The sequence below is a fragment of the Micromonospora sp. NPDC000121 genome (assembly GCF_042899165.1).
In the GTDB taxonomy this organism is placed as follows: domain Bacteria; phylum Actinomycetota; class Actinomycetes; order Mycobacteriales; family Micromonosporaceae; genus Micromonospora.
The window spans coordinates 52154-73269 of sequence record NZ_JBIAZP010000005.1 but is presented as its reverse complement, the minus strand read 5'-3'; the positions used below and the strand labels follow the sequence as shown (position 1 = coordinate 73269).

Genomic DNA, 21116 nt, shown 5'->3' with positions numbered 1-21116 from the left:
ACGACCAGGAGCGGAGACGGGGCGTGGTGAGCATCGCAGAGGTCGCCCGCCGGGTGCGGGCGTACGGGGGGCAGTTCCTGCTCCTCGCGGCGCTGACGCTGGTCGCCACGCTGCTGATCAGCGGCGTGCCCCGGATCGTCAACGCACACGCCGAGCAGGGCCTGCGGGCCCACCTGGGTGCCGTGCCGCCGCAGCAGCGGGACGTGACGTACTCGACCGGGCCGCTCCTCGCGAAGAGCGACGGCTACGCCCCGGTGGCCGCGCGCCAGGGCGACCTGGCGACGCTGGAAGCCGAGATGCCGCCGGTCGTGCGGGGGTTGGTCGAACAGCGGTGGTTCACCGCGGAGACCGCGGCCAGGCGGGTGCGCGGCCCGGACCTGGCGGCGAAGAACCTCCTGGTCGACCTCGGCCTGCGGACCGTTCCCGGGATCGAGGAGGCCGGCACGCTGGTCGAGGGGCGCTGGCCGGCCGACGCGCCGGAGGACCAGCCGGTGCAGGTGGCGCTGGCCGTGGACGTCGCCCGCAAGCTGAACCTGCGGCTCGGCAGTCGGCTCACCCTCACCCCACCGGAAATGCCCGAACCCCTGCCCCCGGTCCGGGTCGCCGTGGTCGGTCTCTTCCAGGCCCGCGACGGCGCCGACGGGTTCTGGGACGGCCTGCCGCCGCTGCTGCGGATCGTCGAGCCGGTGGGGGACGCCGAACCCTTCATCGCCGTCGGGGTCGTCGACGGCGCCGTGCTGGACCGCCAGGCCGCCGCCGGCTGGCCGCTGGCGTTCAGCTGGCGCTACCGGCTGGGCGCCGACGCCATGGACGTCCGCGAGCTGGACCAGGTGATCGGCGGCCTCCAGCAGATGACCCGGGAGGCGTCCGGCCGCAACTTCGTCCAGGGGGTGGACATCCCGCTGCGGGAGTTCTCCGCCGAGGTGGACAGCGCCCGGACGGTGCTCGGGGTGATCGCCGCGGGCGTGCTGGCCACCCTGACCGGGCTCGTGGTGCTGGCCGCCGGGCTGCTGGCGCGCCGGCGCCGGGCGGAGTTCACCCTGCTGCGCGCCCGGGGCGGGTCGGCCGCCGCGGGCGCGGGCCGGAGCCTGGCCGAGGCGCTGCTGGTGGTGTTGCCCGCCGCCGCGCTCGGGTGGCTGGCCGGCGGCCTCGCCCCCGGGGCCCCCGGCGAGACCTGGTGGCTCGGCGTCGCCGCGACCGTCCTGGTGGCGGCGACGCTGCCGGTGGCCACCCTCGCCGCGTCCACCGGCGGCACCGGGCGGCGCGACCTGATCCGGGTGCGCCCCTCCGCGCGTCGGCTCACGATGGAGGCGGGCCTGCTGGTCCTCGCGGGTCTCGCGGTGGTGCTGCTGCGGCGCCGCGGCCTCACCCCCGGCGAGGTCGACCCGCTGCTGGTGTCGGTGCCGGTGCTGCTGGCCGTCGCCGCGGCGGTGGTGGCGATGCGGCTGTACCCGTGGCCGTTGCGGCTGGTCAGCCGGCTCGCCGCCCGGGCCCGGGGCAGCGTGGCCTTCCTGGGCACCGCGCGGGCCGGACGGTCGGTCGTCGCCGTGCCGCTGGTGGTCGTCGTGCTGGCCATCGCGACCGCGGCGTTCTGCGCGGTGACGGCCGCCGGGATCGAGGCGAGCCGGGACCGGGCCGCCAGCCGGGTGGTCCCCGGCGACGCCCTGATCCTCGGGGACCGGATCGCCCCGGACACGGGCGCCGAGCTGGAGCGGCTGCCCGGGGTACGCGCCGCGAGCCCCGTGCTGCAGGAGGCGGGCCAGCGCCTGGCGAAGGACGCGGCCGGCACCGACGCCCGCCTCGGCGGGGTGACCGTGCTCATGGTCGACGGTCCCGCCCTGGCCCGGATGGTCCGGGAGGCCGACGTCGACGTGACGGTGCCCGCGGCGCTGCGCACCGCCACCGGGGAAGCCGGGCCGCTGCCCGCGGTGGTCTCCCCGACGGTCGCCGCCGAGCTGGCCGCCGCCGGGCTGGACGGCTCCGTCTTCGTCAGCGCCCAGGGCCAGCGGTACGAGTTCCGGGTCGCCGAGCGGGTGGAGAGCTTCCCGCTGCTGCGCGGGGACAGCAGCCGGTTCGTCATCCTGCCGTGGCAGTCGTTGCCCCGCCGCGACTACGCCGCCGTGCCGACCGGCTTCCTGGTCGTCGGCGACGGGCTGGAGGTCGAGGCGCTGCGCCGGGCCGGCGACGCGGGACAGTCCCGCTTCCAGACGGGCGGGACGGTTGCCGGTGGGGAGCGCCCGCGCGGCGTGGAGGTGCTGACCTTCGCGGAGACCCGCCGGCAGGTGGGCGAGGGCGGCGCGAACGGGGTGCTCGCCTTCGGTTTCCTCGCCGGCGCGGCCGGCGGAACGGCGCTCGGCCTGCTCGCGATCGCCTTCACGGTGCTCGCCGGCGCCCGGGAGCGCGGTCAGGTGTTGTCCCGGCTGCGCACCCTCGGCCTGTCCCGGCGGCAGTGGCGCGGGCTGCTGGTGGTGGAACTGGCTCCGCTGGTGGGCGTCTCGGTGGTGACCGGCGCGCTGGTCGGCACGGTGTTGCCGCTGCTGCTCACCCCGGTACTCGGCCTGTCCGCCTTCACCGACGGCGTGGCGGTCCGGGTGGCGTTCGAGCCCGGCCTGGCGGCGGGGGTCGTCGCGTTGGGGGCGGTCGCCCTCGGCTTCGCGGTCGCCGTCGAGGCCCTGAACAACCGCCGGATGCGCCTCGGCGAGGTGCTCCGGCTCGGAGAGGAGAGCTGACATGACCGCTACCGCGGATACCACCGCCGTGCCGGACCTGGCCGCCCTGCAACAGCGGGCCGCCGAGCGTGCGGCGGAGCGGGCCGGTGGCCGGGACCTGCTGCGCGGGCACATCGTCTGCGACGGCCTGGTCCGGATCTTCAAGACCGAGGGGGTGGAGGTGGTCGCCCTGCAGGGGCTCGACCTGGTCATCGACCGGGGCGAGCTGGTGGCGATCGTCGGCGCCTCCGGCTCCGGCAAGTCGACCCTGCTGAACATCCTCTCCGGGTTGGACACCCCCACCGCCGGCATCGCCCGGGTGGGGGACTACGACCTGCTCAACCTGTCCGCGCGGCGGCGGCTGAGCTACCGGCGCGACATGGTCGGGTTCGTCTGGCAGCAGACCGGCCGCAACCTGCTGCCGTACCTGACCGCGCTGGAGAACGTCGAGCTGCCGATGCGGCTCGCCGGGCGGCGGGGCGGCCGGCGGGCGCACCGCGAGCGGGCCCGGGAGCTGCTCGACATGGTCGGCGTGGGCTACTGCGCCGACCGGCGGCCCGGGCAGCTCAGCGGTGGCGAGCAGCAGCGCTGCGCGGTGGCGGTGGCGGTGGCCAACGACCCCGAGGTGCTCTTCGCCGACGAGCCGACCGGTGAGCTGGACGAGGCGACCGGTGCCGAGGTCTTCGGGGCGCTGCGCACCATCAACGCCGAACTCGGCGTCACCATCGTGGTGGTCACCCACGACCACGCCGTGGCCGACCAGGTCCGCCGGACCGTCGCGATCCGCGACGGCCGGACCGCCTCGGAGGTACGCCGGACCGCGCGGATCGGCGCGGACGGCAGCACCGAGTTGGTCAGCGAGGAGTACGCCGTGCTCGACCGCAGCGGCCGGATGCAGCTGCCGGCGTCCTTCGTCGACGCCCTGTCGCTGCGGGACCGGGTGCGGCTCAACCTGGAGCCGGACCACGTGGAGGTGCGGCCGGGCGACCGGGCGCGGGACGAGCGGGAGGCGACGCGGTGAGCGGGCCTGGAATCAGTCGGTACCGCGTGGCCGAGCCGGTCGGCCGCGCCGAGCGCAGCGGAGCGGGATCATGAGCGAGCGGGACGTGATGACGGACGGGCGGCCGGAGCGGGTGGCGGTCGCGGTCGCCGACGAGGTGGTCCGGGTGGCGGAGGTCAGCCGCACGTTCGGCCGCGGTGAGCACGCGGTGCACGCCGTGCGGGAGGTGTCGTTCTCCGCCGGGCGGGGGGAACTGGTCGCCGTGCGGGGCCGCTCCGGGGCGGGCAAGACCACCCTGCTGAACCTGGTCGGTGGGCTGGACCGGCCCGACTCGGGCCGGGTGGTGGTGGCGGGGCACGACGTGACCGGCGCCGGCGAGCGGGAACTGCTGGAGCTGCGCCGGGGCACCGTCGGCTTTGTGTTCCAGACCTTCGGGCTGGTGCCGATCCTCTCCGCCGCCGAGAACGTCGGCGTGCCGCTGCGGCTGGCGCGGGTGCCGGCGGCCGAGCGGGAGGAGCGGGTGGCGGTGCTGCTGGAGCTGGTCGGCCTGGGCGGGCACGCCGCGCAGCGGCCGTACGAGTTGTCGGGCGGGCAGCAGCAGCGGGTGGCGGTGGCCCGGGCCCTGGCCAACGAGCCCGACCTGCTGATCGCCGACGAGCCCACCGGCCAGCTCGACTCGGAGACCGGCCGCTCGATCATGGACCTGATCCGGGCGGTCGTGCACGCGCGGGGCATGACCGCGCTGGTCGCCACCCACGACCCGGCCCTGATCGACCTCGCCGACCGCGTCCTCACCCTCCGCGACGGCCGCCTGGTCGACGGCTGACCGGGGCGGGTCCGCACCGACGTGCGGTGCGGACCCCCGGGCGCGGGCGACCAGGGCGAACGAGGTGCCCGGGCTGCGCGGGTCGAGGCCGGTGGCCGGCTCGTCGAGCGCGGTTCGCACTCAGTCCCGGCAGCGACGCCGGTGGTAGGCCACGGTGAGCGCGAGCAGCAGCGGACCCCAGAGCAGCAGCGGGGTGTAGCAGGCCAACAGCAACGCCATCCCGCCAGGGGAGAAGCCGAACTCGCCGCCGCGCGGGAGCCCGCCAATCGCGGCGTACCCCCAGATCAGAATGAGCGCGACGCCGCCCGCGGTGGCCGCGGTCTCGGCGAACGGCGGCGGCACCGGCCGGCCGCCGACCAGCGGCAGCCAGCGTGGGAAGGTCTCGCCCCACTGCCGGACGAGTCCGATCGAGAGCAGCGCCAGCGCCTCCTGGACCACACTCAGCGACAGGATGTAGACGGCCTCCCAACCGCCGACCCGGACCGGCTCGCCGTTCGCGAACGCGCCGATCGGGACGCCGGCCACCAGCGCGACGCGCCACAGCCCCGACGGGAGGGTGACCAGGGGAATCAGGTGGGCGGTCCGCACCGCCCACCGCGGTGCCGATCGTCCGTCCCGGACGTGACCCGACGGGGCGGGGGCGATGGCGGTGCTCATGACGGACTCCGTTCCTCGGCGGCTGCCGCTCCAGCCTCGCCGGCCGAGGACGGCCCGACACCCCGCCGGTGGGTGAACCGACTCCCCGACGCGGGGGAGCGTCCCGCCGTCCCGGTTCACCGTGCGGATCGCGGAAGGCGGGGGCCGGCGGGCCGGGCCCGAGGTCAGAGCGGGAGCTTCATGCCCTCGTGGCTGGGGGTGAAGCCGAGGCTCACGTAGAAGCGGTGGGCGTCGTGGCGGGTCTTGTCGGTGGTGAGCTGGACCAGGGCGCAGCCCCGCTGCCGCGCCTGGTCGACGGCCCAGGTCATCATCTGCCGGCCGAGGCCCCGCCCGCGCAGGTCCGAACGGACGCGGACGGCCTCGACGAGCTGCCGCTCCGCGCCGTGCCGGCCGAGCCCGGGGATGTAGGTGAGCTGCATGCAGCCGACCACCTCCCCGTCCGCGTCGGCCACGACGAGCTGGTTGCGCGGGTCTGCGTCGATGTCCGCGAACGCCTTCTCGTACGCGTCGTCGACCTCTGGGAAGTCCCGGGACTTCCCGAGCACGTCGTCGGCGAGCAGGGCCAGCACGGCGGGCAGGTCGGCGCGGACCGCCTCCCGGAAGATCACGTCGCTCATGCCGCCCAGCGTGGCACAGCGATGTGGGGCGATGCGGGGGCGGCGCTTGCCGGCACCGGGCAGCATGGTGCTTCATGGACGTCCTGCTGCTGCCGTTCCGGTGGATCTACCGGGCGCTGGTCTGGTTCGCCAACTCGCCCCGAACGCTGATCATCTCCTACCTGCTGATGATCGTGGTGGCCGGCATCATCTACGGCCAGGTGGAGAACCGAACGGCGGCGGACGCGGTCTGGTGGGCGGTGGTGACCGCGTCCACCGTCGGGTACGGCGACATCTCGCCGGTCAGCTGGCAGGGCCGCACGCTCGCCGCGCTGCTCATCTCGACCATGGTACTGCTGGTCATCCCGTTGATCACCGCGCACTTCGCCAGCCAGCTGATCGTCGACGACGACGCCTTCGAGCACGACGAGCAGGAGGAACTCAAGGCCGACGTCCGGCGGATGCGGGCGCTGCTGGAGGAGATCGCCGCCCGGCAGGGCATCGAGCTGCCCGACCTGCCGCCGGAGCGGCCGGTCAACGGGCCGGGCAGCGCAGCCCCTCTCTGGGCACGGTCAGGTCGATCAAGTAGGCGTCGACCGCCTCCGTGATGCACGAGGTCTGCGGGTAGGCCGTGTGCCCCTCGCCCTCCCAGGTGAGCACCCGGCCGACGCCGAGCATCTCGGCCAGCTCGCCGGTCTGCTCGTAGGGCGTAGCCGGGTCGCCGGTGGTGCCCACCACCAGGATCGGCGGCGCCCCGTCGGCCCGGCCCGTCGGGTACGGGTCGCGCCCGCCCGGCCACTCGGTGCAGGAGAGCATGCTGACGGCCAGCGACGGGCCGAACAGCGGGTACTTAGCCCGCCACTGCGACTGGTACTGGCGGATCTGCTCCCGGGTCGGCTTCTCCTCCTCGTCGGCGCAGTTGACGGCCAGGTTGGCGTCGAACAGGTTCGAGTAGTGCCCGTCGGAGTCCCGGTCGGCGTACGCGTCGGCGAGGCGGAACACCTCCGTCGGGTCGCCGCCCTCCAGCTCGTCGAAGGCGCGGGCCAGCTCCTGCCACCCCTGCTCGGTGTAGAGCGAGGAGATGATCGCGTAGAAGACCCAGCCCGCGGTGGCCTCCCGGCCGTCGTCCCCGCGCACCGGGGACACCCGGGCCTTGTCGATCGCCGAGGTGACCACGGCGCGGGCGTCCGGGGCGATCGGGCAGCGGCCGGCGTTGGCGGCGCACCACCGGGTGAAGTTGTCGAAGGCCCGCTCGAAGCCCTTGGCCTGGCTCTCCGAACCGGCGACCAGACCCTGCTTCGGGTCGATCGCGCCGTCGAGCACCATCGCCCGGACCTGCTCGGGGTAGAGCTGCGCGTAGGTGGCGCCGAGCAGGGTGCCGTAGGAGTAGCCGAGGTAGGTCAACTTGTCGTCGCCGACGGCGGCGCGGACCGCGTTCATGTCCCGGGCGGCCTGCTCGGTGCCGTAGAGCGGCAGCTGGTCGCCGTAGCGGTCGCCGCAGCCGCGCCCGATCCGCTGGTTGAGCGCGACGAATCCGTCGAAGGACTCCTGGCTGCGCGGGTCGGGGTCGTAGCCGAAGCTCGCGTCCAGGTCGGCGTCGGAGATGCACTCCACCGGGCTGGAGCGGGACACCCCGCGCGGGTCGAAGCCGACGATGTCGAACCGGTCGGTGATCGAGGCGGGCAGGCCGCCGAACGCCGGCCCGAAGGAGAGGTAGACCGCCGTGTCCACCCCGGAGCCGCCCGGCCCGCCCGGGTTGACCACCAGCGAGCCGATCCGCTCGCGTTGCTTCGTCGACCGGGCGCGCAGCAGCGCGATCTCGAAGGTCTGCCGGGCGCCCGGGCCGGTGCCGGCCGCGCCCTCCATGCCCCAGTTGCGCGGCACCTTGATCCGCGCGCACTCGTAGCGCATGTCCGGCGCGCTCCGCCCGGCCAGCTCCTCGGCCACCTCCGGGCAGGGCCGCCAGGTCGGCGCGGCACCCGGCTCGGCGGCCTGGCCCTCGACGTCCGTGCGGGGCGCGAACGCCGGCAGGGTGCAGCCGGCGGCGAGCAGCGCGGCGGCGGCCAGGCCGGCCAGGGTGAGCCGGAACCGGCGGATCCGGGCGGACGTGCGGGTCACGAGCGGGCCTCCGTGATCGATGTCGACGGCCAGGCTACGCCGGGCGCGCGGCGGAGCCCACGGTCACCGCCGGGTCGCCGCGGAGCACCTGGTCCACATCGAACCGGACCGGCCGGTCGAGCTGGTCGTAGCGGCAGGAGCGGGGCTCGCGGTCGGGCCGCCAGCGGACGAACCGGGCGGTGTGCCGGAACCTGTCGCCCTCCATCGCGTCGTAGCCGACCTCGACCACCAGCTCGGGGCGCAGCGGCTCCCACTCGAGGTTGCGGGTGCCGGTCCAGCGGCTCACCCCGCCGGGCAGGCGCTGGCCGCGCTCGTGGTCGCCGTGCACCCACGGGTGGTCGGCGCCGACCTCCCGGTAGGGCTCCAGCTCCTCCAGCAGCTCGGCGCGGCGGGCCATGGTGAACGAGGCGCTCACCCCGACGTGGTGCAGGACGCCCGCGTCGTCGTAGAGCCCGAGCAGGAGCGAGCCGACCACCGGCCCCGACTTGTGCCACCGGAACCCGGCCACCACCACGTCGGCGGTGCGGGCGTGCTTGACCTTGAACATGAGCCGCTTGCCCGGCTCGTAGGGCAGGTCGGCCGGCTTGGCGATCAGGCCGTCCAGGCCGGCGCCCTCGAAGACGTCGAACCAGCGGTGGGCGGTGTCGACGTCGGTGGTGACCTGGGTGACGTGCACCGGCGGGCGCACCCCGGCCAGGGCCGCCTCCAGCCGGGCCCGCCGCTGCGGGTAGGGCTGGCCGAGCAGCGTCTCGTCGTCGAGGAGGAGCAGGTCGAAGGCGACGAAGTCGGCCGGCGTGGTTTCGGCCAGCAGCTTCACCCGGGAGGCGGCCGGGTGGACGCGCTGGGCCAGCAGCTCGAAGTCGAGCCGGGGCTTCCCGCCGGGGCCGTCCCGCCGGATCACGATCAGCTCGCCGTCGACCGCGCACCGCTCGGGCAGCTGGCGACGGGCCTGCTCGACCACCTCGGGGAAATAGCGGGTCATCGACTTGCCGCCCCGGCTGGACAGCTCCACCTCGTCGCCGTCGCGGAACACGATGCACCGGAAGCCGTCCCACTTCGGCTCGTACGTCATCCCGGACGCGGTGGGGATCCGCGGGACGCTCTTGGCCAGCATCGGCTCGACCGGTGGATTGATCGGCAGTTTCACGGGATCACCGCCAGGATGCCCCGTCCTCGAAGGCGGGGAGGGATGACAGCTCCATTGTTAGTCATGATCTCATTCCTTGGTATGTGAGGACGGCGTACAGGTGCCGGGCATACCCGACACCTGAGCAGGCCAGCGTGTTGAACCGCACGTTCGGCTGCGTGCGCGTCGTCTGGAACAGCACCCTCGCCGCCCGGCATACCCGCTACCACACTGGAAAGCCCACCTCGTACGCCGAGACGGACCGGGCGTTGACGGAGATGAAGAAGCAGCCGAACCTGGCGTTCCTCAACGAGGTCAGCTCGGTGCCGTTGCAGCAGACTCTGCGGCACCAGCACAACGCCATGACCGCCTCTTTCCAGAAGCGGGCCCGGTATCCGCGGTACAAGTCCCGGCACGGCCGCCAGTCGGCCTCCTACACCCGCTCGGCATTCCGCATGCGCGACGGGACGCTGTCGCTGGGGAAGACGCCGGGCGCGCTGGCGTTCGTGTGGTCGTGGCCGGACATCGACGCGACCACGCTGGACCCGAGCATGGTGACCGTGTCCCGAGACCCGGACGGCCGCTGGTTCGTGACTTTCGCCGTCGACGTCGCCGCGCCCGCCGCACCCCAGCCCACCGGCGAGGTCGTGGGCGTGGACCTCGGCCTGACCGACTTCGCCGTGTTGTCCACCAGTGAGCGCATCGCCCACCCGAGGCACATGGAGCGTCGGGAACGCCGGTTGAAGCGCTACCAACGGATGATGGCCCGCAAGAAGCGCGGCTCCGCCAACCGGGCCAAGGCCAAGCGAAAAGTGGCCCGCGCCCACTCGAAGGTCCGCGACGCCCGCCGGGACTTCCTCCACAAGACCAGCACCACGCTGGTACGCCGGTTCGACGCCATCGCCGTTGAGGACTTGGCCGTGGCCAACATGGTCCGCAACCGCAGTCTCGCCAGGGCCATCTTCCGCACCGGCTGGGCCGAGTTCCGCCAGATACTCGCCTACAAGGCGCACCGCGACGGCCGCACCTTCGCTGTCGTGGACCGCTGGTACCCGTCCAGCAAGACCTGCTCGGCGTGCGGACACCTGCTTGCCGCGCTGTCTCTCGGCACCCGCCACTGGACCTGCCCCACCTGCCGCACCCCGCACGACAGGGACATCAACGCGGCCAAGAATCTCGTTGTCGCCGCCGGACTGGCGGAGACCCGAAACGCCTGCGGAGCGGACGTAAGACACGGGGGACCTCCTTCCGTGCGGTCTGCAATGAACCAGGAACTCTCTCGGGTGACCGGGGGAATCCCGGCCCCTCAGGGCCGGGAGGATGTCAAGGCGACAAGTCAACCAGACGACACCGACAGTCGTGAGGCATATCACGGCCGGGCGGCGGGCGGCGTGTCCCCCCGCGCGCCCCTCGTCCCTGCCCGGGTGAATCGGAAAACCCCAGCTCAGAGCTACTTTCGCGGGGTGTCTGAGTGGGTCTGCGGGTGCTGCGGGCGATGGCGGGTGAGCGTGGAGCTGATCCGGGGCCGCTACCGCTACCGGCTCGTGCGCCGCTACCCCGCCCGCTTCGGCGGGGGCAAGGACGTGATCGGTGAGGTCGGCTCGGTGGCGGAGCTGGAGGAGCTGCTGCGCCGGCGTACCCCCCTGGGGCTGGCCGACCTGCGCGAGGCCGCCTGACCCGGCGGCGCCCGCAGCCGGCGGTGGCCGGCCGGACCGGCGACGACCGACCGGCCGGCGGATGCCGCGGTGACGATCGGGCGGGCAGCGTCGTCACCGGCGGGCGCGGCGCGCGGGGCGCCGCCCGGGGAGGAGGCGCGATGCGGTTCGAGGCCGGTACGGAGGTGGCCGCCGAGCCCGGGCGGGTCTGGGCGGTGCTGGTCGACGTCGAGCGGTGGCCGGAGTGGACGCCCTCGGTGCGCCGGGCGTGGCGGGGGGAACCGGGGCCGCTCGCGGTGGGCGCCACCGCCGGGCTGGAGCAGCCGAAGCTGCGGCCGGCCGTCTGGCGGGTCACCGAGCTGACCGAGGGGCGCTCCTTCGCCTGGGTGTCGCGCGGCCCCGGCGTGCGCACCCTGGCCGAGCACCGGGTGCTGCCGCTGGCCGACGGGCGCAGCCGGGTCGAGCTGGTGCTCGCCCAGTCCGGGCCGCTGGCCGGTCCGGTCGGCTGGCTCTACGGCGACCTGATGCGCCGCTACCTGCGGCTGGAGGCCGACGGCCTCAGGCGTCGCTGCGAACGGGACTGACCACGGCCTACGCTGGCGGTGTCCCGTCGAGCCCTGGGGGTGCGCGCCGTGCCGGCACTGACCTATCCGCACGTCGGCGCCACCCGCGCCGGGGAACTGCCGCCCGGCTGGCGGCACGTGCGGCACCGGGTGCGGCTGCCCGACTCCTGCTTCGCCGCCGCCGGGTCGGCGGTGCTCGGCTGGCGCCTGCACCGGGCGGCCGGCATCCGGATCGACGCGGCGGCCGACCGCGCCGCGCCCGGGGTGCGGGTGGTCTCCCGGCTGGGCGTCGGCCCGCTGCGGCTGGCCGCGCCCTGCGAGGTGGTCTGGGCCGTCGACGACGACCGGCGGGTCGGCTTCGGGTACGGCACGCTGCCCGGGCACCCGGCCAGCGGCGAGGAGGCGTTCGTGGTCAGCCGCGACGCCGCCGGCCGCGTCTGGTTCGAGGTGGTCGCCTTCAGCCGCCCGGACCGCTGGGTGATGCGCGCGGCCGGGCCGGCCGGGCGGGCCTTCCAGCACGCGTACGCCTGGTGGCTCGGCCGCACCCTGCGCCGCCTCTGCGCCCGCCCCTGACCGCGCACCCGTCCGCGCCGTCGCGGGCGGCGGCCGACGGACGGCAGCGGACGGGCCAGCGGCGGCGTGGCGGGTGACGGCCCCGCCGCCCGGACCGGCGCGGCGGGGGCGGCCGGTCAGAACCGGGCGAAGGAGCGGATCGGCATCCGGGGGCCGTACTTCGGGGCCTGGACGCCCCCCGCCTCCAGCAGCACGCAGACCCGTCCCCGGTGCCCCCGGAACGGCTCCAGCAGCGCCAGCATCCGGGCGTCGTCGCCGCGCGGCTCGCCCGCGAGCGCCCAGGCCACCGTGTTCGGCACGTGGAAGTCGCCGACGCTGACCGCGTCCGGGTCCCCGTACGCCACCCGGACCACCTCGGCGGCGGTCCACGGCCCGATGCCGGCGATGGCGGTGAGCCGGCGGGTGGCCTCGGCGGAGTCGGCGCAGCGCTCCAACCGGTCGGCGACGGCGGCGGCGCGGCGCAGCGTGTCGGCCCGGCGCTGCTCCACCCCGAACGGGTGGAAGGCCCAGTAGGGCGTCGCGGCGATCGCCGCCGGCTCCGGCGGCAGCAGCAGCGGCTGCATCGGCCCGGGCGCCGGCTCGCGGAAGTGCCGCACCGTCGCGGCGTACGCCCGGTACGCCTCCTTGCCGGTCACCTTCTGCTCGAGGACCGCCCGGAACAGCCGGGGGAAGACCTGACCGGTGGCGGGCATCCGCTGCCCCCGGTGCTGGGCCGCCAGCCGCGCCACCACGGGGTGCCCGGCGGCGAGTTCCGCGAACCCGCTGAGGTCGTCGCGCAGCCCCGCGACCGCGTCCGCCCGCTCCACCACCCAGTCGGCGCCCGGGCCGTAGCCCTCGGCGAGCAGGTCGCCGCCGGCCGGCCGCAGGGCGAGGGTGGCCGGCCCGTCGGGGGTGCGGGTGGCCCACCAGAAGGTGCCCGCCGCGACGCGCGCGCAGGGGTCGTACGCGCTGAAGGTCAGCGCCCGGACCGACGCGGCCAGCCGGTAGTCGGCCGGTGGGCGCAGCACCCGGCGCGCGCCGGGTTCGGTCTCGGTCACCACCCCACTCTGTCACCTCGGTGTGGCGACCTCGCGCCCGATGCCCTTTCGGGCCTGCGGGAGAGATGGCCGGCTATCTTCCCACTGTCCATCGTGGCTGGGCTCACCACCCAAACGGCTGGAATTATTCGGGCAAGTGCTGAAAATGGGCATATGTCGCGTGACGCCACCCGGGTCCTGACGACACCCCATGGTCCATTTCTTTGCCCCGCGTTTACGCGTTGCTAAGGTCCCATTTGCGCTGGCCGAAGTCCCATCAGGGACAGGCGGCCGCCGGCACGGGAACGTGGGGGGCAGCGGAGCGGCAGACCAGCCGCCGCCGGCCCTCGGTCGACTCGTGCGGCAGCGTAACGGGGCTCGAGAAAGGCACCATCGATGACTGCATCTGCGGTTGTTCGGCGTGAGCAGGTCGTGTCGGGCAGGTCGCCTCGTCAGGACCGGCACTGATCATGGTTGCCGACGAGGTGACCGTCCGACCGGAACGGTCCGAAGCATGATCGCCCTGCGGGTCTACCGCCTCCTTCCGCCCGCCGCCCGGCGCCGGCTGCTTCACCTGCTCCCCGCGCAGCGGCGGCTCGGCCTGGTCCGCACCTTCACCCGGCCGCGCGGCAACGACACCGTGCACCCGGTCGGCTCGCGGCTGACGGTCGACGACGACGGCGTCCGCACGGAGGCCGAGGTGGTCGAGGCCGCCACCCCGTTGGAGATGTGGCACCGCAACCTGACGGCCGTCACGTCCGCCCTCGAGTCGGCCGGGATCGACTACCACTGCGTGCGCAACGACGACTACCTGCGCAGCTCGGTCGCCATCCTGCTGGACCAGCGGGACGCGGTGCGTCGCCTGGTCCGGTCCTCGCCGGCGTTGACGGGCGCCCACGTGCGCACCATCGAGGTGCAACCCGGGCGGAACCAGCCGGACCTGGCCCCGGCCGAGGTGATCCAGGTCTGGTTCCCGGTGACCGACCGCCGGGCGGGCGTGGTCCTGGGCGCGCAGTTCGCCTGCGAGATCGAATTCTGGACCCGAGTGGGCGACGTCGTCCGCGCGCCCCGGCACAACGCGGTCATCGACGAGGCGCCGGTGCGGGCCGAGCCGGTCCGGGTCGCCGCGGCGCTGCTCAGCCATTTCGTCCCCGAGGCGGACGACCACACCTACCGCACCCGCCGAGACCTCACCGTGCGCGCCCCCGACCGAGTGGGCTTCCCGATCGACGCGGTCTACACGTGGGTGGACGGTTCGGATCCGGAGTGGCTGGAGCGGAAGATGGCCGCGCTGGCCACGTCCGGCGGTCAGCTGCACGCGATCGCGGCCAACACGTCCCGTTACCACAACCGGGACGAACTGCGGTACTCGATGCGCGCGCTGTACAGCTTCGCGCCCTGGCTGCGCCGGATCTTCCTGGTCACCGACAATCAGCTGCCGAGCTGGCTCGATCCCACCCACCCGATGGTCACCGTCGTCTCGCACGCCGAGCTGTTCGCGGACCTCGGCGGGCGTTCGTCCTTCAACTCCCACGCCATGGAGGCGCGGCTGCACCGGATCGAGGGGTTGGCGGAGCACTTCCTCTACCTCAACGACGACGTGTTCCTGGGGCGGCCGCTGCTGCCGACCCAGTTCTTCCACGCCAACGGGATCGCGAAGTTCTTCCTCTCGCCCGCGCAGTTCGGGCTGGGCGAGGCGAAGCCCAGCGACCCGCCGGTGAACGCCGCTGGCAAGAACAACCGCAGGCACATCCAGCGGCATTTCGGTGTCACCATCACCCAGAAGATGAAGCACACCCCGTTCGCGCTGCGGCGCAGCATCATGCAGCAGATCGAGGCGGTGTTGCAGGCCGACGTGACCGCCACGGCACGCCACCAGTTCCGCCACCACGGGGACCTGTCGATCCCGTCGTCGCTGCACCAGTACTGGGCGTACATGACCGCACAGGCGGTCCCGGGCGACATCGAGTACGAGTACGCCGACCTCGGCCACCCCTCGACACCCGCCCGCCTCGCGGAGTTGCTCGCCCGTCGGCACCGTGACGTCTTCTGCCTCAACGACACCGACTCCGACCCGGAGACGTTCCAGGAGCAGGAGAACATGCTCGCCGACTTCCTGCCGCGCTACCTGCCCTTCCCGGCGCCGTTCGAGCTGCCCGACGAGGCGGTCGCCGAACGGCGGAACGTGGGCGCCACCGCCCTGTGGCGGCAGGCTCGCGGCGCCGATCGGCGCGGCACGCAGCTGGACGCGCCGACCACTCCCTCGCTCCGGGTCGGCCCGCAGGTGGACGCGGCGGCGGTACGCAAGCCGCGGCTCAGCCCCCGGCTGGACGCGCCGACCCTGCCCTCGATCCGTATCGCGGCCGCCCGCGTTGCCGAGCACGAGGCGGAGCGCAGCCCGAATCCGGACCTTCCGCCGCGCTAGGAGAGGCGCGGGGGTGTCGCGAAGCGGTCTCCGCGACACCCCTGGACTCAGCGGGTGTGGTTGCGGGCGCTGCCCCGCTCGAACTGACTGGCGACCGGGAAGTAGCTCTCCAGGAAGGTCATGACGATCCGGCCCTGCTCCTCGGCGTCGAGCTTGCCGTGGTGGGTGTCGTTGAGGCAGAACGTGTCGTAGCCCCGGGTCGTCAGGATCTGGGTCAGCTGTGGGTGCTCCTGCGGCTCGCCCGTGTTCACGTAACTCATCCGGATGCTGCCGGGCACCGAGCGCCCGGTGAGGTAGCCGAAGTAGTGGTGCAGCGAGGACGCGACCGAGACGTCGGAGTGGGCCCGCAGCTGGGACGCGGCGGTGAGCTTGACGTCGTCGGCGAACTGCCGGTCCAGGTCGTACGCGACGCTGCGGCTCATCGGATAGGGCGCGTGCAGCAGGCCGTGGGTCAGCGTACGACCGTAGGCGTTCCGGATCAGCCGACGGTTGTTCTTCGCCGCGCTGAAGTTGAAGTCGTCCTCCTCCTGGACGTCGAGCATCGGAATCGGCGTCGGTGAAAGGAAGAACTTCGCCAGCCCGGTCGGGTGGAAGAACAGCGTCGGAGGGACCGGACGGCCCAGGAAGAAGTCGTCGTTGAAGTAGAGGAAGTGCTCGGCGAGGCCGTCGATGTGGTGCAGCTGCGACTCGATGGCGTGCGAGTTGAACGTCGGCAGGGTGCCACGTCCGTCGAACAGTTCGCGGTGGTCCACGATGGTGACCCGGGGGTGGTCGGTGTCGAGCCAGACCGGGGTCTGCCCCGCCGTCACCACGTAGATGTTGCGCACCCACGGCGCGTACATGTCGATGGAGCGCAGCGAGTAGCGCAGCTCGTCGCGATCCCGGAAACGGGCGGACCCGTCCGCCGCCGCGAGCGGCTCCCGGCCCAGCTCCGCGAGGACCCGGTCCTTGCCCGCGCGCCACCGCGGGTCGTCCCCGTCCACCCAGGTGTAGACCACGTCGATCGGGAAGTCCAGGTCGGACGTCAGCCGGTGGGTGAAGGGCTCGATGGTGGGGTGCTCCCGCCCCCGCACCGTCAGGGCGGCCGGTGTCATGGCCGCCAGCGGGATGCTGGGGCCGAGCAGCGTGGTGCGGGTGGCGACCAGCGTCGCGCCGTCCTGCGACGGGGTCCAGAACTCCACGTCGCAGCCGAGCGCGGGCCCGTACCGGAGGGTCCGCGACGACGACACCACCGGCTGGAACACCCGCAGACCGACGGCCTCCGCGGCCCGGCTCTCGGCGGCCAGACAGGCGGCGGGCGTCACGGCCGTGACCTTGGCTCCCGGGGCGAGGGTCTCGGCGTAGAAGGGCGCGGTGGCGAACTCCTCCGCAAGGGCGGTGAGCAGCGCGTCGCGCTGCTCCAGGGCCACCACCACCCGGTAACGGACGCCGTGGTCACGCGCCACCCAGTAGGGGATGTCCCGCCGCCGCAGGAGGTCGGTCACCGCCGCGAAGTTGGCGTGGGCGGCATCGGCGGGCGTCAGGTCGTCCCGGACGACGCTCAGGCGACCGCCGGAGCGGACCAGCCCCGCGACGGTCTCCTGGATCCGCTCCTCGACGGTCGCCACGTCCGGCCCGCTCGTCACCTGGGCGGGCCGGGGCGCGGCGGGAGCGAAGCCTGATCCGCCGGTGCGTCCGATCCACGCCGCGAGCCGGTCGGCACGGGCCTGTTCGCCGTCGGCACGCGTCGCGACGAGTTCCTCGTAGAGCTGCTCCCAGCGCCGCATGATCGGCTCGATGCGGTAGTTCCCGGCGGCGCGCAGCGCGCTGGCCCCAAAGTCCTGCCGCAGGCTCTCGTCCGCGATGAGCGTCATCATCGACTCGGCCAGACCGTCGATGTCACCGGAGCTGACGAGGAAACCGTTCGCGCCGTGGGTGATGATCTCGGCGGGGCCGGTCTGGATGTCGTACGCCACCGCGGGCACGCCGGCCGCGAACGCCTCCAGCAGCACCAGCGGGAGCGCCTCACCGTCGCGCGAGGAGAGCAGCGCGATGCTGGTCTTCGACCACTCCTCGACCATCCGGCTGGTCGGGCCGAGCACCTGGACGTTGTCGGACAGACCGAGGTCGGCGGCGAGGTTGCGCATCTCCAGCAGCAGCGGGCCGTCGCCGAAGATCCGCAGCGTCCAGTCCGGGTACCTGTCGGCGACCGTGCGAAAGGCGCGGATGGCGTGGTCGATGCGCTTCTCCGGGACCATGCGACCCGCCACGCTCACGATGGGGTTGCGGAGGCTGGACCGGGGGCGGAACCCGTCGGGAATGCTGTTGGGGATGACCTCGATCCGCGGGCAGGACGAGGCGAAGGTGTCGACGAACCAGTCCCGGGTGCGGTCCGTCAGCACCACCAGCGCGTCCAGCCGCGGCGCGAACTGGAACAGCGGCTCGCCGGTCCCACCCCGCAACTGCGACGGCCGGTGCTCCTGGTGCACCGTCACGACGGACGGTGGCGCCAGCGTGGTGGCCATGGCCATCAGCGCCGGCGAGGAGGAGACGAGCACGTCGGTGTCGAGCGACCGCAGCGCGTGGTCGATCTCCAGGTCGGCCAGGCGGCTGCCCTGCTTCTCCCAACGGGCCGGCATCAACCGGCTCGGGCTGCGGTACAGCGCGGTGTACGCCTCGTCGTCGACGCTCGTCGGCCGGGTCGGCCGCGGCGCCGGGCCGGTCAGGTCGACGAGGTACCGCATCCGTACCCGCTCGTCGGCCTGGAAGAAGCTCTCGTGACTCGTGCGGTAGACGCTGATCACCTCGACCGTGTGACGCCGCGAGAGGTAATCGGCCTGGGTGAGGATGGCGCGTTCCGTGCCGCCCATCGCGTCCGCGGTCAGCAGGAGGAATGTGATCTTCACTTCGGTGTCCCCGTGAAACGTGTGAAGCGGAGGCAGCCCACCGCCAGGTTGCCGGCCGCGGTGTAGTACGGGCGGTAACCGGCGAACTGCTCGCCGCCCAGTGGCAGGATGGCCCGGCTGGTCCGGAGGACCGTACGCGGGTCGGTGAGGTCGTGCAGGAACCGGCCGAGCCGGACCATCCGGGTGGCGGAGGTGCGCACCCAGGCCTCCCAGATGATTTCCTCGCCCGGTTGGTCCGGCACGAGCTCGGCGAGGGGCACGACGAACGCGAAGCCGTCGTCGACCGGCTCGACGGGCACGACCACGTCGGCACCGCCGCCCCGCGGCGTGAAGACCACCGCCGGGCCCTCCTGCGGCCGTACGCCGACGAACCGGGCCCGGATCCGGGCCTCGGTGCGGCCGGTCGCGAGTTGGACCACCTCGGCCCGGGCCCGCGCGCCGGTGACCGTGAGCTGCGCGAGCCCGTTGCCGCTGCGACCCGGCCGGTACAGCCACCCGGACACGGGGTGCGGCGGATTGCCCACGGTCGGCCCGTCCCGGTCCGGCGTCTCGTCGACGGTCAGGGAGAAGCGACGCTCGTTTCCGGAGCCGGCGGCCACCGCGATCACCACCGACCAGGTGCCCTTGCCCAGCGGAACCTCGTCCGCGGAGTCACCGAGACGGGCCACCACCTCGACGGTGAGACGGCCGTCCTCCCGCCGGACGGTCGCCGGGCAGCGGAGCGTGTGGCCCTCGCGGACGAAGAAGAGCTCGGCCCGGTCGGCCGGGTCCGTGCCGGCCGGCAGCACCGCGTGCACGTGCAGCGTGCGCCCGTCGAGCACGGCGAGGAAGTCGCACTCAGCCGGTGGCAGCCCGGCTACCGGGTCCTGCCGCAGGCGGGTGACCCGCTCGGCGAGCCGGTCGGCGACCAGACCGGCGCGGCGGCGGGCGCCGTGCATCGCCTGGAGCAGGCGGGGCTGCGTCAACCGGTTGGCCGGGTTCATCGGACCCGCTCGGGTTCGTCGTTGTCGACCCCGCCCGGCGTGAGGGCCTGCTGGCCAGGGACCGCGACGGCCTCCGGAAGGTACGCCGCCGCCCGCGCCGTCGACGTCATCCTCGCCCGCTCCGCCTCGACCTCGGCCGGGAGCTCGAACGGCGCCCGGAACGGGAAGTACGCCGACAGGAAGTCGGTGAGCATGGCGAGTTGCTCGGAGAGGAGGACCTCGCCCGAGTCGGTGTCGTTGAGGCAGAACACGTCGCAGTGCCGCCGGGTCAGTAGGTTGGCCAGCTTCACCGGGGTGGACGGGTGGGCCAGGTCGGCGTACGTGTACTTGATCGATCCGGGCACCGCCTGACCGGACAGGAACGACCAGTAGTGCTGCAGCGAGGAAGGGATCGACAGGTCCTTCGGATGCCGGAACTGGTGGCCGGCGGTGTCCAGCACCTCGGCCGGCAGGTGCCGCTCGATGTCCTCCAGCACGCTCCGGCGCAGCGCGTACGGGACATGCCGCATCTTCTGCGTGATGGTGCGCCCGAACCGCTCCTCGATGTGCCGGCGGTTGTTCTTGCCGGCAGCGGTCACCGGTGCGTCGTGGACGGTCGCCGGGCCGACGTCCAACTGCGCCGGGGACGGGAAGAACTTCGCGATGCCGTTGGCGTGGAAGAACGTGGTCGGCAGCAGCGGGCGCCCGAAGAACATGTCGTCGTTGACGTAGATGAAGTGCTCGCTGAGGCCCGGGATGAGGTGCAGCCGGGACTCGATGGCGTGCGAGTTGAAGGTCGGCAACCGGCCGGTGTCACCGAAGATCTCGCGGTGGCGTACCACCCGCACCATCGGGTGCTCGACGTCCAGCCACGGCGGGACCTGGTCGTCGGTCACCAGGTAGATCTGCCGGACCCAGGGTGCGAACGACACCACCGAGCGCAGTGAGTACCGCAGCTCGTCACGGCTGGCGTAGCGGGAGGCGTGAGCGCCGACGATGTTGATCTCGGCCTGCCCGTGCGCGCGCAGGGCACCGTTCTTCCGGGCCTGCCAGTCGGTGTCGTCACCGTCCACCCAGGTGTAGACGAGGTCGATCGGGAAGGTGACGTGTTCGGGTCCGAGGCCGGCGAACTCGGCCCGGGTGCGGTAGGTGGCGGACTCCCCGGCCGGCACGAAGCGGCTGAGCCGGGACGCCGGCACGCGGATCGTCTCGCCGGTCTCCGGCAGGGCCGCCGCGACCTGGTTCGCGCGCGGCGCGACGAGGTCCGTCCCCGGCCTCTCCTTCGGCGACACCGTACGCCAGAACTCGACCTCGCAGGCGAAGGCGCTGCCGAGGACGGTGTGGCCGAAGGGATCCGTGACGGCGTGGAAGATCTGCGCGATCGCCTCCGGGGCCTTGGGGCCGACCTCGCGGCGCCCGGCGTCGACGAAACGCAGGGTGACCCCGTCGGCCGACGTGGCCCGGCCGAGCGCCTTCAGCGCCTCCGCCTTGTGCTGGTGCGGCACGGCGATCGCGCTGCGCAGGTCGTCGGCGTGACGGACGTGGAAACTGTCGATCCCGGCCTCGTCGAGTGCCCGGGTCACCAGGTCGACGTTGCGCTGCCGGAGGGCCAGCGGCGTCGCCTCCTCGACGACCCGCGCGTGCACCTGGCGGCCGTCGAGGTCGCGGACCTGGCGCAGCTCACCGGGCGTGGTCCGGGATCGGCGCGCGGCGACCCGGGTCAGCCGACGGACGAGCCAGAGCTGCCGCTCAGGCGGCACGAGCTGGATGAGCCGGTCCCGGTACGCCTTGGGCACGACACGGTGGGCACGCAGCATTATCCCCGGCCGCCGTTCCGGCGCGTCGGCGCGCCACCCTCGTCCCGGCGGTGCGGGCTGGCCGGGCCGTTGCGTTCCGACCGCGAACGGTCAGCGGTCACCCTGCTCTCCACACCATGCCCCGTTCCCTGCAGTCGACCGGCCAGCGGTCGACGTCGTCACCTCGATTGTGCGGACACGCCGCATGGA

The 21116-nt window shown here is 73.6% G+C and carries 16 protein-coding genes and 1 pseudogene; 9 read left to right on the top strand and 8 right to left on the bottom strand.

Translation table 11 applies throughout. From position 1 onward, the window contains the following. Nucleotides 1-23 precede the first annotated feature (23 nt). From ACFY23_RS16325 to ACFY23_RS16315, 3 genes are all read left to right on the top strand, one after another. A complete protein-coding gene (locus tag ACFY23_RS16325; protein ID WP_350819094.1) occupies nucleotides 24-2729 on the top strand; it encodes an FtsX-like permease family protein in 2706 nt (901 codons plus the stop codon). A gap of 1 nt (nucleotide 2730) precedes the next feature. After that, a complete protein-coding gene (locus ACFY23_RS16320; protein WP_350683789.1) occupies nucleotides 2731-3729 on the top strand; it encodes an ATP-binding cassette domain-containing protein in 999 nt (332 codons plus the stop codon). A gap of 88 nt (nucleotides 3730-3817) precedes the next feature. Further along, nucleotides 3818-4534: an ABC transporter ATP-binding protein gene (locus ACFY23_RS16315; protein WP_350683797.1), complete on the top strand. Its 717-nt coding sequence runs from the start codon at nucleotides 3818-3820 to the stop codon at nucleotides 4532-4534. A 120-nt stretch (nucleotides 4535-4654) separates the two neighbouring features. On the opposite strand, the gene ACFY23_RS16310 is transcribed toward ACFY23_RS16315, so the two are convergent. Next, a complete protein-coding gene (locus ACFY23_RS16310; protein WP_350683787.1) occupies nucleotides 4655-5191 on the bottom strand; it encodes a hypothetical protein in 537 nt (178 codons plus the stop codon). A 164-nt stretch (nucleotides 5192-5355) separates the two neighbouring features. Beyond that, the gene (locus tag ACFY23_RS16305) at nucleotides 5356-5808 is read right to left on the bottom strand and encodes a GNAT family N-acetyltransferase (protein ID WP_350683785.1); all 453 of its coding nucleotides are present in this window, start codon (nucleotides 5806-5808) and stop codon (nucleotides 5356-5358) included. 74 nt (nucleotides 5809-5882) lie between these two features. On the opposite strand from ACFY23_RS16305, the gene ACFY23_RS16300 reads away from it, so the two are divergent. Next, nucleotides 5883-6395: a potassium channel family protein gene (locus ACFY23_RS16300; RefSeq protein WP_350683783.1), complete on the top strand. Its 513-nt coding sequence runs from the start codon at nucleotides 5883-5885 to the stop codon at nucleotides 6393-6395. Here the strand turns inward: ACFY23_RS16300 and ACFY23_RS16295 are convergent. Both ACFY23_RS16295 and ACFY23_RS16290 read right to left on the bottom strand, forming a co-directional pair. Beyond that, nucleotides 6322-7905, bottom strand: coding sequence for an alpha/beta hydrolase (locus tag ACFY23_RS16295; protein ID WP_387037035.1), 1584 nt, complete (start codon nucleotides 7903-7905; stop codon nucleotides 6322-6324). The two genes, ACFY23_RS16300 and ACFY23_RS16295, sit on opposite strands and share 74 nt — an antisense overlap. Nucleotides 7906-7939: 34 nt before the next feature. Continuing rightward, the gene (locus tag ACFY23_RS16290) at nucleotides 7940-9052 is read right to left on the bottom strand and encodes an ATP-dependent DNA ligase (protein WP_350683781.1); all 1113 of its coding nucleotides are present in this window, start codon (nucleotides 9050-9052) and stop codon (nucleotides 7940-7942) included. An 83-nt stretch (nucleotides 9053-9135) separates the two neighbouring features. On the opposite strand from ACFY23_RS16290, the pseudogene ACFY23_RS16285 reads away from it, so the two are divergent. The 4 genes and pseudogenes from ACFY23_RS16285 to ACFY23_RS16270 form a co-directional block, all read left to right on the top strand. After that, nucleotides 9136-10200: pseudogene (locus tag ACFY23_RS16285) on the top strand (RNA-guided endonuclease InsQ/TnpB family protein); the annotation flags it as partial. A 294-nt stretch (nucleotides 10201-10494) separates the two neighbouring features. Next, a complete protein-coding gene (locus ACFY23_RS16280) occupies nucleotides 10495-10707 on the top strand; it encodes a hypothetical protein (protein WP_350683793.1) in 213 nt (70 codons plus the stop codon). Between the two features lie 140 nt (nucleotides 10708-10847). Further along, the gene (locus ACFY23_RS16275) at nucleotides 10848-11270 is read left to right on the top strand and encodes an SRPBCC family protein (protein WP_350683780.1); all 423 of its coding nucleotides are present in this window, start codon (nucleotides 10848-10850) and stop codon (nucleotides 11268-11270) included. An 18-nt stretch (nucleotides 11271-11288) separates the two neighbouring features. Continuing rightward, nucleotides 11289-11822, top strand: a complete 534-nt coding sequence (locus ACFY23_RS16270; RefSeq protein WP_350683779.1) for a DUF1990 domain-containing protein — start codon at nucleotides 11289-11291, stop codon at nucleotides 11820-11822. 116 nt (nucleotides 11823-11938) lie between these two features. Here the strand turns inward: ACFY23_RS16270 and ACFY23_RS16265 are convergent, their stop codons facing one another. Continuing rightward, on the bottom strand, nucleotides 11939-12859 hold the full coding sequence (locus tag ACFY23_RS16265) for a DNA-3-methyladenine glycosylase 2 family protein (RefSeq protein WP_350819092.1): 921 nt from the start codon (nucleotides 12857-12859) through the stop codon (nucleotides 11939-11941). A gap of 493 nt (nucleotides 12860-13352) precedes the next feature. On the opposite strand from ACFY23_RS16265, the gene ACFY23_RS16260 reads away from it, so the two are divergent. After that, a complete protein-coding gene (locus ACFY23_RS16260; protein WP_350683776.1) occupies nucleotides 13353-15263 on the top strand; it encodes a stealth family protein in 1911 nt (636 codons plus the stop codon). A gap of 47 nt (nucleotides 15264-15310) precedes the next feature. Here the strand turns inward: ACFY23_RS16260 and ACFY23_RS16255 are convergent, their stop codons facing one another. Genes ACFY23_RS16255 through ACFY23_RS16245 form a run of 3 tightly spaced genes read right to left on the bottom strand, consistent with a single transcriptional unit; the run spans nucleotide 15311 to nucleotide 20906 of the window. Then, the gene (locus tag ACFY23_RS16255) at nucleotides 15311-18148 is read right to left on the bottom strand and encodes a stealth conserved region 3 domain-containing protein (RefSeq protein WP_350683774.1); all 2838 of its coding nucleotides are present in this window, start codon (nucleotides 18146-18148) and stop codon (nucleotides 15311-15313) included. Further along, a complete protein-coding gene (locus ACFY23_RS16250) occupies nucleotides 18145-19131 on the bottom strand; it encodes a hypothetical protein (RefSeq protein WP_350683772.1) in 987 nt (328 codons plus the stop codon). The genes ACFY23_RS16255 and ACFY23_RS16250 overlap by 4 nt, the downstream gene beginning before the upstream one ends. Further along, nucleotides 19128-20906, bottom strand: coding sequence for a stealth family protein (locus ACFY23_RS16245; RefSeq protein WP_350819090.1), 1779 nt, complete (start codon nucleotides 20904-20906; stop codon nucleotides 19128-19130). The genes ACFY23_RS16250 and ACFY23_RS16245 overlap by 4 nt, the downstream gene beginning before the upstream one ends. Between the last annotated feature and the right edge of the window lie 210 nt (nucleotides 20907-21116).